At 63.9% G+C, this 10308-nt stretch carries 9 protein-coding genes and 1 pseudogene; 6 read left to right on the top strand and 4 right to left on the bottom strand.

Annotation, left to right across the window (positions count from 1 at the left end):
* Positions 1 to 148: 148 nt before the first annotated feature.
* The gene (locus H7J73_RS04730) at positions 149 to 871 is read right to left on the bottom strand and encodes a DUF1906 domain-containing protein (RefSeq protein ID WP_264066089.1); all 723 of its coding nucleotides are present in this window, start codon (positions 869 to 871) and stop codon (positions 149 to 151) included.
* Between the two features lie 201 nt (positions 872 to 1072).
* Between H7J73_RS04730 and H7J73_RS04725 the strand changes: the two genes are divergently transcribed.
* The 4 genes from H7J73_RS04725 (at position 1073) to H7J73_RS04710 (ending at position 5114) form a co-directional block, all read left to right on the top strand.
* The gene (locus H7J73_RS04725) at positions 1073 to 2185 is read left to right on the top strand and encodes an ABC transporter ATP-binding protein (protein ID WP_264066088.1); all 1113 of its coding nucleotides are present in this window, start codon (positions 1073 to 1075) and stop codon (positions 2183 to 2185) included.
* Between the two features lie 64 nt (positions 2186 to 2249).
* Positions 2250 to 3446, top strand: a complete 1197-nt coding sequence (locus H7J73_RS04720) for an ABC transporter substrate-binding protein (protein WP_264066086.1) — start codon at positions 2250 to 2252, stop codon at positions 3444 to 3446.
* Positions 3447 to 3485: 39 nt separating this feature from the next.
* Positions 3486 to 4307, top strand: a complete 822-nt coding sequence (locus H7J73_RS04715; protein ID WP_264066085.1) for an ABC transporter permease — start codon at positions 3486 to 3488, stop codon at positions 4305 to 4307.
* 6 nt (positions 4308 to 4313) lie between these two features.
* Complete coding sequence (locus H7J73_RS04710) at positions 4314 to 5114, top strand: ABC transporter permease (RefSeq protein WP_264066083.1); 801 nt, start codon at positions 4314 to 4316, stop codon at positions 5112 to 5114.
* Between the two features lie 13 nt (positions 5115 to 5127).
* Here the strand turns inward: H7J73_RS04710 and H7J73_RS04705 are convergent.
* Positions 5128 to 5445 (bottom strand): annotated as a pseudogene (locus H7J73_RS04705) (MerR family transcriptional regulator); the annotation flags it as partial.
* Positions 5446 to 5861: 416 nt separating this feature from the next.
* Between H7J73_RS04705 and H7J73_RS04700 the strand changes: the two are divergent.
* Together H7J73_RS04700 and H7J73_RS04695 are read left to right on the top strand one after the other, a co-directional pair.
* Positions 5862 to 7136: an MFS transporter gene (locus H7J73_RS04700; RefSeq protein ID WP_264066082.1), complete on the top strand. Its 1275-nt coding sequence runs from the start codon at positions 5862 to 5864 to the stop codon at positions 7134 to 7136.
* A 65-nt stretch (positions 7137 to 7201) separates the two neighbouring features.
* Positions 7202 to 7624, top strand: a complete 423-nt coding sequence (locus tag H7J73_RS04695; protein ID WP_264066081.1) for a PPOX class F420-dependent oxidoreductase — start codon at positions 7202 to 7204, stop codon at positions 7622 to 7624.
* Here H7J73_RS04695 and H7J73_RS04690 read toward each other — a convergent pair whose 3' ends face one another.
* Together H7J73_RS04690 and H7J73_RS04685 are read right to left on the bottom strand one after the other, a co-directional pair.
* The gene (locus H7J73_RS04690; protein ID WP_264066080.1) at positions 7625 to 8677 is read right to left on the bottom strand and encodes an aminotransferase class IV; all 1053 of its coding nucleotides are present in this window, start codon (positions 8675 to 8677) and stop codon (positions 7625 to 7627) included. It lies immediately after the preceding gene.
* 31 nt (positions 8678 to 8708) lie between these two features.
* Entirely contained in the window at positions 8709 to 10214 is a 1506-nt protein-coding gene (locus H7J73_RS04685) for an APC family permease (protein ID WP_264066079.1), read from the bottom strand.
* Positions 10215 to 10308 lie beyond the last annotated feature (94 nt).

Genomic DNA, 10308 nt, shown 5'->3' with positions numbered 1-10308 from the left:
CCAAAAGGCCATCCGCAGACGGGGGCTACATAGCCCCCGTCAATGAGTCCGAAGTCACACCAGCCTCAAAAACTCAGAGGAAAGTTTGCTGGAGCGGGCACCCGGCAGGGCCCCCAGCGTCGGCTCAGGCCGTCGTCGGAGCCCCGATTCAGTCCCACTGCCCGAAACTGCGCTGCATGATGTTGTTCACATCCACCCCAACGCCCGCGACAGACCGCCTGTCGATCTCCACTTGATGCAGGTGTGCGGCCGGGTGGGCGAAGCCCTGAGGCGATCCCCAGTTGTGCTGCCAGAACCAGCTGCCAAGCCCGTCCTCTAAAGCCCAGTCGATGACCTTCGAGTTGCCGTAGACGCCGACCCGCTGATGACCGAGCACTGCCTCCCACCCCTTCAGATATGGGGCTACCTGCTGTTTGTATTGCCCAGGGGTGGGGTCATCGTCGATCGACGCGTAAATGGGTGCGCCGTAGGATCCGCCGGCCGCCAGATGCAGTTGCCAACCCCGCTTGGCATGCGCGACACCTGCGTCCTGACCACCGAGCCAGTCGGCGGTGTCCTGCTTGCCGTACTGGTAACAGGAAACGATCTTCAGCCCCTTGTGATATAGGTCACGGGCCTCGGGAAGCTGTATCGGCTTGCCCAACATCCAGTCCGCGCCGGGTCTCCTGTCGGAGACATAACGGATAGCTCCGATAGCGCCCGAGGCGACCAAGGCATCGGCCCCGATTACGCCCGCAGCGTAGTCCAGCAAGACACCGAGGGATGCCGCGGACGAGGCGGGGGCGGCCACCGAGGACACGACGGCGCCGAGACCGAGGACAGCCGGGGTCGCGGCCGCGAGCTTCAGCATGTCGCGACGGTTGATCGACACGCGCCTCAGAGTACGACAACTACCTCAACAATCTCATCAACACCGCAGGTCACAGGTGCACCAAAATTTCGCCGTGTTCGGGCGCCACGGCGGCACCGACAGATGCTACTTCTGCTGGGGATTCCGGCGACAAGACGCCATGGCGACCACGAAATCCGCAATGGCGCTGCGATCCGACAACGGTATCCATAGGATCCCTGCATGCCATCTGGGACAGCCTCGCTGCGTCAGTGGTCTGATGGCGATCAGAATCCCGCTGACCCGATAACCGACCCGCAGATCGAACTGATCGGTGTACGCAAGGAGTTCGGGGGCGCCGCGGGCGCCGGGGGTCACGCAGACACCGTGGTGGCCGTCGAAGGCGCCGATCTGACGGTGGCCGACGGTGAACTGTTCGCCATCCTCGGCCCGTCCGGATCGGGTAAGACCACCGTGCTGCGGATGATCGCCGGCTTCGAACAACCGACCGCGGGCGTGATCCGACTCGGCGGCCAGGATGTTACCGCCCTGCCCCCGGCCAAGCGCGACACGAACACGGTGTTCCAGCAGTACGCGCTGTTTCCCCACATGACAGTGGCCCAGAACGTCGAATACGGGCTGCGGGTCCGCGGCGTCGGTAAAGCCGAACGACGCCAACGCGCGGGCGCCGCCCTGGAGATGGTTCAGCTTTCTGGGCAGGCGGCGCGCAAACCTGCGCAGTTGTCCGGCGGCCAGCAGCAGCGTGTCGCTCTGGCTCGCGCCCTGGTGGGACGACCCAGAGTTTTACTGCTGGACGAACCACTCGGCGCCCTCGATCTGAAACTGCGCGAACAGATGCAGGTCGAACTCAAGGCGATCCAGCGAGAGGTCGGCATCACCTTCGTGATCGTCACCCACGACCAGGACGAGGCACTGACGCTGTGCGACCGCCTCGCGGTCTTCAACAACGGGCGCATCGAACAGATCGGTGCCGCCCGCGAGGTCTACGAGAATCCGGCGAACCGGTTCGTCGCCGATTTCGTCGGCACCTCCAACGTGCTCGACGGAGTGGCTGCCGAAACCGTGCTCGGCCGCTCGGGTACCTACGCAGTCCGGCCCGAACGCATCCTTGTCCTCGACCCGGCCAGCACACCGCCTGCCGGCATGCGCAGCATCGAGGCCACGGTCGACGAGGTCGTCTACGCCGGACCCATCACGCGGATCGCGGCCCGCAGCGAGGGCGGGGTCGCGCTGACCGCGACGCTGCTGAGCGCCGAAGCATCAGACGACCTGGCGCACGGCGTGCCAGTGGTGCTCGCCTGGCCTGACAGCGCTGTACGAGACCTCCACAACTGACCGTCCGACCCCACTTGCTCCCCACCGCCCCCACCCGCTCCCCACCCACCGAAGGAGATCCTCGATGACACCCAGGACATCCCGAATCCGCCGCCTCACGTTCGCACTGGCGGCGTGCGCGGCACTGATCGCTGCCTGTTCGGGCTCAGACTCCTCCGGCTCGTCGGGTGCACCGCCGAAGATCGAGCCGGCGAAGACAGTCGGCAACGGCGAGGGCGAGCTGAATCTCATCGCCTGGGCGGGTTATGCAGAAGACGGCTCCAACGACCCGAAAATCGACTGGGTGCACCCCTTCACCGAGAAGACGGGCTGCAAGGTCAACGTCAAGCTCGGCAACACTTCCGACGAGATGGTCCAGCTCATGCGCTCGGGCCAGTACGACGGCGTCTCGGCCTCCGGTGACGCCACCCTGCGGCTGATCTATGCCGGCGACGTCGCGCCGGTCAACACCGACCTGGTGCCCAACTACGCGACCATCTCGTCGTTCCTCAAGGACAAGCCGTGGAACTCGGTCGGCGGCCAGATGTACGGCATCCCTCACGGCTGGGGCGCGAACCTGCTGATGTACAACACCGATGTGGTGAAGGGGGCGCCGGATTCGTGGGGCGCGGTGTTCCCCGGTGCGCCGGAGTTCAAGGGCAAGGTCACCGCGTACGACTCGCCGATCTACATCGCCGACGCGGCGCTGTACCTGTCGAAGACGAAACCCGAACTGGGAATCAAGGATCCGTACTCGCTCACCAGTGATCAACTCAACGCTGCGGTCGATCTGCTGACCCAGCAGAAGGGCAATGTCGGCGAATACTGGTCGGACTACACCAAAGAAGTGCAGGCCTTCGAGACCGGGACCTCGGTGATCGGCACCACCTGGCAGGTGATCGCGAACACGATCGGCTCCGACAACAAGGTCCAGGTCAACACGGTCTTGCCCAAGGAAGGGTCCACCGGCTGGTCGGACACCTGGATGGTGTCATCGAAGGCCGCCCACCCGAACTGCATGTACAAGTGGATGGACTGGATCACTTCCCCCGAGGTGAACGCACAGGTGGCCGAGTACTTCGGTGAAGCACCAGCGCAGACGAAATCCTGTGCGCTGACCTCCGATAAGTCGTTCTGCGACATCTACCACGCCACCGACGAGAAGTACGCGGCTCAACTCCACTATTGGACGACCCCGCAGACCAAGTGTGTCGACGGCAGCGGTGACAACTGCACGTCCTACGACGAATGGGTGACCAAGTGGCAGCAAATGAAAGGATAAGCAGGGCCGACGCGTCGGTGAGGCCGAGGTGAATCACCGGTGAAAAGGCGGGCCGGTCTGGCTTTCCTGCTGGTGCCGCCACTGGCCTGGTTGGGCGTCGCGTATCTCGGTTCACTTGCCGTGCTGCTGGTTTCGGCGTTCTGGGGCACCAACTCGTTCACCGGCGCGGTGGTCCGCACCTTCACTACCGACAACATCGCGCGGGTGTTCACCGACGCGGTGTTCCGGACGGTGACGCTGCGAACGGTCGGTGTGGCACTGACGGTCACGGTGATCTGCATGCTGCTCGCAATACCACTGGCGCTGTACATGGCGAAGATCGCCTCGCCGGCCGGCCGGGTGGCTCTGGTGATCGCGGTGACGACGCCGCTATGGGCGAGCTACCTGGTGAAGGCCTATGCGTGGCGGATGCTGCTCTCACCGGAGGGGCCGCTGTCCTGGGCCACCGGCTACACACCGGGGTACGGGCTGGTCGCCACAGTGATCACGTTGTCGTATCTGTGGTTGCCCTACATGGTGATTCCGGTATTCGCAGCGTTCGAGCGGGTGCCCGACGCGCTGGTCGATGCCAGCTCCGATCTCGGTGCCTCCAGCCTGATGACAGTGCGTTCGGTGATGGCGCCATTGGTGTTTCCCGGTATCGCCGCCGGGTCGATTTTCACCTTCTCCCTGTCGCTCGGTGACTACATCGCGGTGACGATCGTCGGTGGGAAAACCCAGATGCTCGGCAACATCATCTACGGCCAACTCGTCACCGCCAACAATCAGCCGCTGGCCGCCGCGCTGTCGATCATCCCGTTGGCGGCCATCGTGTTGTACCTGCTGGCGATGCGACGCACCGGGGCGCTGGAAAATGTGTGAGGTCTGATGCTGTCCTCGGGTATGCGACGGGCCACCAGGATCTGGACCGTCCTGGTGCTGGTATTCCTCTATGCGCCATTGCTTCTCGTCGTCGTCAACGCTTTCAACTCATCGAAATCGTTCGCCTTCCCGCCGAGCGGTTTCACGCTGCAGTGGTGGAAGGTCGCCCTGCACAGCGACGGGATGTGGCACTCGCTGGCCAACTCCGTCGTCGTCGGCCTTGGGGCGACGGCGGTCGCGCTCGTGCTGGGCACGATGGCCGCCTTCGCGGTTCAGCGTTACGAGTTCTTCGGCAGGAATGTGATCAGTTTCCTTGTTGTGCTGCCGATTACGCTGCCCGGCATCGTCACCGGTATCGCGCTCAACGCAACCTTCACATCAGCGCTGGGCGTCACCCTCGGCCTTGGCACGGTCATCGTCGGACACGCCACATTCTGCGTCGTGATCGTCTTCAACAACACCCAGGCGCGGCTGCGTCGCCTCGGCACAAATCTCGAAGACGCTTCTTCCGATCTCGGTGCGTCGAGTTGGCAGACGTTCCGGTTCGTCACTTTCCCGATGATGCGTGGGGCGCTCGTCGCCGGTGCGATCCTGGCGTTCGCCCTATCGTTCGACGAGATCGTCGTGACCACATTCACGGCCGGGCCGACCGTACAGACGCTGCCGATCTGGATCTTCGGCAATCTGTTCCGGCCCAACCAGGCGCCGGTGATCAACGTCGTCGCCGCGGCTCTGACCCTGGTGGCGATCGTGCCGGTGTGGCTGGCCCAGCGGATCGGCGGCGATCCCGCGTCGACCAGGGTCTGAGCCGGTTCGACTAGCCGGCTGCTCGTTCCGAACGGCTCAGGTCTGCGTCGCGCCGTCGGGTCGCCGCTGTGATCGCCCGCAAGCCGAGGAGGTCGGCGAGGTCGTGTCCCTCACGCACCGCCTCGAAGAAATCAGCGATGTGGGCCGAATTGAATCCTTTGCCGAGCAGTCGGTTGATGACCTGCAGCTGGGTCAGATGGCGGTCGCCGTAGACGGCCGTCCTGCCGACTCGACGGGGCGGCTCCAGCAGCCCTCGCTCGCGGTAGGCGCGGATATTGCGTGAGCTGACACCCGACACCTTCGCCAGCTCCTCGATCCGATATTCAGCCATTACGGCGATCCGGCGTCTGGCCGTGGCAATGCATGGTCGAGATTTTATACGCCTAGACGCAGACTTAGCAAAGTTTCAGAGTTTCGCGTCACGAATCTCTGACCCAACTCAAATGAGCCACTAACAGCGGCAACTCTCCGGCGACTCACAGACACCAGACGCCGACGATCGAAATCAGCCAAGAAATCGCGCACACTGCCGAGGACCGGTGTCAAATTCCGGTGAGTGATATCACCGAACGTAGATGCCGACAAACCGACGACGATGGGGCACGATGTCAAAGCCGGACAACAGCACATTTGGAGAAATCCGGCGGCGTTCATCCGCCGGCCCCACCGTTGCCGGTCGTCAAGGCGGGTGACCCGTCCTACCCTTTCCGGTGCCCCCAACGCGTACCTCGAAAGGCGGACCCAAGCGTGCGTGCCTGGATCGTGTGGTCCACCGGCCTGCTGGCTTATATCGTCGCCGTGCTGGACAGGACCACCCTCGGCGTCACGGGTCTCGACGCCGCCGAGCGCTTCGGCGCCAGTCCCAGCATGCTATCGACGTTTGTCGTGCTCCAGGTCGTCGTCTACGCCGGCGCCCAGATTCCTGCCGGTCTGCTGTTGGACCGCTACGGGTCCAGGGTGATGATCGTCAGTGGCGGCACCCTGATGGCCGCCGGGCAGCTGACGATGGCTCTGGCCGAATCGCTGCCGGCGGCCGTCATCGCACGGGCGATCGTCGGACTCGGCGATGCGTTCACCTTCATCTCGGTGCTGCGCCTGGTTCCCTACTGGTTCACCGAGCGGCAAATCCCGCTGGTGACGCAGTTGACCGGCATCTTCGGCCAACTCGGTCAAGTGCTCTCGGCGCTGCCATTCCTGGCCCTGGTGCTCGGGCCCGGCTGGAGTACCGCATACCTGTCGGTCAGCGCCTTCGGGGTACTGGCGGTGGTGCTGAGCCTCACCCTCGTCAAGGACACCCCGACCGGCCGGGCCGCTCCGGTGAAATCGGCAACAGTGCGCGAGACACTCGCCGGCCTCAAGACGACCTGGCTCCGGCCCGGTACCCGGTTGGGGTTCTTCACCCACATGGGCACCCAGTTCTCGGTCACTGTCTTTGCGCTGATGTGGGGCGTGCCCTATCTGACCGTCGCTCAGGGACTGTCGCGCGGCATCGCGGGAACTCTGTTGACGGTCTCGGTCGCCGCCGCGATAACCTCAGGCATCGTCATCGGCATCTTCACCGGACGGAACCCGCACCGCCGTTCCCACGTGATCCTCGGGATCATCGTCAGCAACGCGCTGATCTGGACAGTGGTCCTGGCGCTGCCGACGCGTGCCCCCTTGTGGCTGCTCGTCACTCTCGTCGTGGTCATCTCCGCCGGTGGTCCGGGTTCGATGGTCGGATTCGATTTCGCCCGCACGTTCAACCCCAGTCGGACGCTCGGCACCGCGGTGGGCATCGTGAACATGGGCGGATTCCTGGCCTCGCTTGTGGTCATGCAGTCGATGGGAATGATCATCGGCGCCGCGGGCGGGTATTCGTTCGCATCGTTCCGGCTGGCTTGGATGGTTCAGTACGTGGTCTGGGTGATCGCCATCGTCGCGGTACTCATCACTCGCAAGAAGGCCCGCAGGACCATCGGGGAAATCGACGAAAGCCAGTACCTGCTGGAGTTTTTCGACGACGGTCGGCTGGCGCGGTAACCCAGCTCCGGCCGCGGACGCGATCGTGCGACACGACCGACCGAGAGACGTTCTACGGTAGTGAGATGACTGCACTGAGCGATGATGTGATCGAATTCCTTTCGACCGGTACCCGAACCGGAATGCTCGGGTACCTCGCCTCTGACGGACGTCCGCTGGTGGCGCCGGTCTGGTTCGTCGTCGAAAACGGCGAGCTGGTGCTGAACACGGGCAAAGACACCGCGAAAGGCCGCGCGCTGGAACGTGACCCGCGAGTGGTGCTCTGCGTCGACGATCCCCATCCCCCGTACTCGTTCGTACAGGTTCAGGGGATCGCCACTCTGTCAGAGGAACCCGATGAGCTCCTGGACATCGCGACCAGGACCGGAGGACGCTACATGGGCGCCGACCGGGCCGAGGAGTTCGGGCGTCGCAACGGTGTGCCCGGTGAGCTCGTCGTCCGCATCAGACCGACCAAGGTGATCAAGGGCTTTGATACGGCGAGTTGACTAGTACTGGATGGCCTCGATCAGCGGACCGGGCTCATCCATCAACGCCCAGAACCGATCCCGGATCGCGACGGTCACCGGACCCGGCTCGCCAGCCCGATCGCCACGGCCGATCGGCTCACCATCGAGCGAGTTGATCGGGGTGACGCCACCTGCGGTGGTGACGGCCATCAGTTCGTCGGCCTCATAGAGCTCGCGGCTGCTGACGTCGCGCAAGGTGGCGTCGATACCCATCTGGTCGGCGAGTTCGAAGACGGTCTTGCGGGTGATGCCCGGCAACGCGTTACGCGACGGTGACGCCAGCTTGCCGTCCTTGACGATGCAGACGTTGAAACCGGGGCCTTCGGCCACGAAGTTGTCGGAGTCCAGCAGCACCGCCGTCCGCGCCCCGCGGTCCTTGGCCTCGAAGCTGGCCGCCGTCAGGTCGCCCCACTGATAGTTCTTGATCGTCGGGTCGACGGTGTTGCGGCCCGCGCGACGGACGTGGCGCGGCACGATCGCCGTGGTGCCGAAGATCTGCTCAGCCGGGGGGAACGCCCACAGATACGGAATGGCGTAGATGTACACCTGATGGGTGAGCTTGGTCAGATCCTTCTCCCCCTTCTTCTTGCCGTAGCCCCGCGTGACCGTCAGGTTCACGAACGACTCACGCAGCTGGGACATCGACACACACTTCTTGGTGATCTCAGCTAGCTCTTCCTTGCTCATCCCGGCATCGAGGCGCAGCTTGCTCGCTCCGTCCAACAGTCGGTCGAGGTGGTCGCCCAATCGGAAGATGTTGCCGTGCCACACATGAGCCACTGTGTAGGTGAGATCCGAGTGCCCGAAGCCGGTATCGAAGATCGAGATCTTGGCCTCTTCGGCGGGCATGTACTCGCCCTCGATCCAGGCCACGCCGCCGGCGAAGGGACTGGTGGTGTCGAGCTCGTAATCGCTGTACTGGATTACCGATCCGGGCGGGGTGTCCTCGCGGATGGCGCCGGGCTCGACGGCGACGAGATTGCTCGAGAGACTGGTGGTGGAGTGTTCGAGCGAAGACTGCGTAAGGGTCATGTCAGCTAATTCCTTTGATTGTCAGCGTGATTCAGGCGAGGTGAGTCTTGGAGAAGTCGGGGCCGGCTTCGCCGGTGGCCAGTCGCTTGCGCAACCCGGTGAAGGCCCAGAGGGTGGCGAGCACGAGCAGGCCGAGAAACACATAGCCGTTGCCCGCGAATTGCGGCAGGAAGATCAGCGCCGCGCAGACCAGGGTGAAGCAGATGGCCGCAACCACGGCGACGGGCACGCGCGCCTTGCCGAGGTCGAACGTTCCCGGCTCGGGAGTCGGGATGGTTCCACGGCGGCCGGCGATCAGCACCGCGATTGTCTGCAGGAGGTACATCGCGCAGACCGCCAGCGACGAAAGTCCGAGAATGAGGAAGAACGCTTTCTCGCTGACCAGCGCCGATAGCAGCAGGATCGTCGAGAGCCCGAAAATTCCGAGGACGGCGTACGTCGGTGTGCGGTTCGACGGGGACACGTGCCGCCAGATGTGGGAGAACGGCAGCATGTTGTCACGGGCCATCGAGTAGGTCAGCCGGGTGGCCACCAGGATGTTCGCCAGGATGCAGGCCAACACGTTGGTCAGGGCCACGGCGACGACGATCTTGCTGATCACCGGACCGACCTGTTGGGTCATGATTTCTTCGATCGGCGCCGCCGTTGCGGCCGCAACGGCGGCCTGGTCCTTGATCGCCAACACGTACACGACGTACATGCCGAACTCGATCACGATCGAAGCGGTCAACGCGTAGAACATCGTGCGCGGAATGACATGGCGGGCGTTGACGGTCTCCTCGGCGATATCGGCGCTCGCCTCCACTCCGATGAGCCCGAAGAAGGGACCCAGCGATGCGGCGAGCCACGCGAGAACGTACGGGGTGCTGCCGTCGGACGTGCCGCCGGTGAAGAGTACCGACACGGATTGGTGATTGTCCGGCGAGGAGAAGGCCACGATTGCGACGAGAATCGTTGCGCCGACGGTGATCACCAACTCGAGGCTGACGCCGATGTTGTTGACCATCGTCGCGAACCGCACGCCGTACAGGTTGATGAGCATGCAGACGGCCATGACGCCGATGGCCACGAGGATCTGCGAGGTCTGGCCCATGTTCCAGCCGAACAGGCTGCCGAGGTAACCGGAGAGGATGAAGCCGACACCGGTCATGCCGCAGATCCATCCGGCCAGTGCCAAGACGCCGGCGAACCACGCGAGCATCGAGCCGTGGATACGGCTGGTCCATTGGTAGGCATAGCCGGCCAACGGAATCTTGGCGGTCAGGTCTGCTGCGATCAGCGTCCAGATCACGAAGACGGCGGCAGCGAGCAGCAGGGTCCATACGAATGGTCCGCCCGCGGTGAAATACCCCGCACCGAAGCCGGTGAACACTGCCGTCGTGGCGCTGATCGTCGCGAAGCCGATCGCGAACGAGGCCAATCGGCCGACCGACCGATCAAGCTTCTGGGTGTAACCGAATTGGGCGAGACGGGTGTCCTCGTCATCAGCCGGTGACGAAGATGACTGCGGTGTCACAGGTGGTGCGGTTTCGGTCATCGGGACTCCAGGTCAGAAGGTGAACGTGGGGTTACTACCTCGTGGTCAAGTGATGCGAGATAACCCCATGTGAAGCCTGCAGCGGAAGTTCCAA

Source organism: Mycolicibacterium komossense (assembly GCF_025822605.1).
Lineage (GTDB): Bacteria > Actinomycetota > Actinomycetes > Mycobacteriales > Mycobacteriaceae > Mycobacterium > Mycobacterium komossense.
Note: the sequence above shows the minus strand (reverse complement) of the source record. Positions and strands in the feature narration are given on the sequence as shown.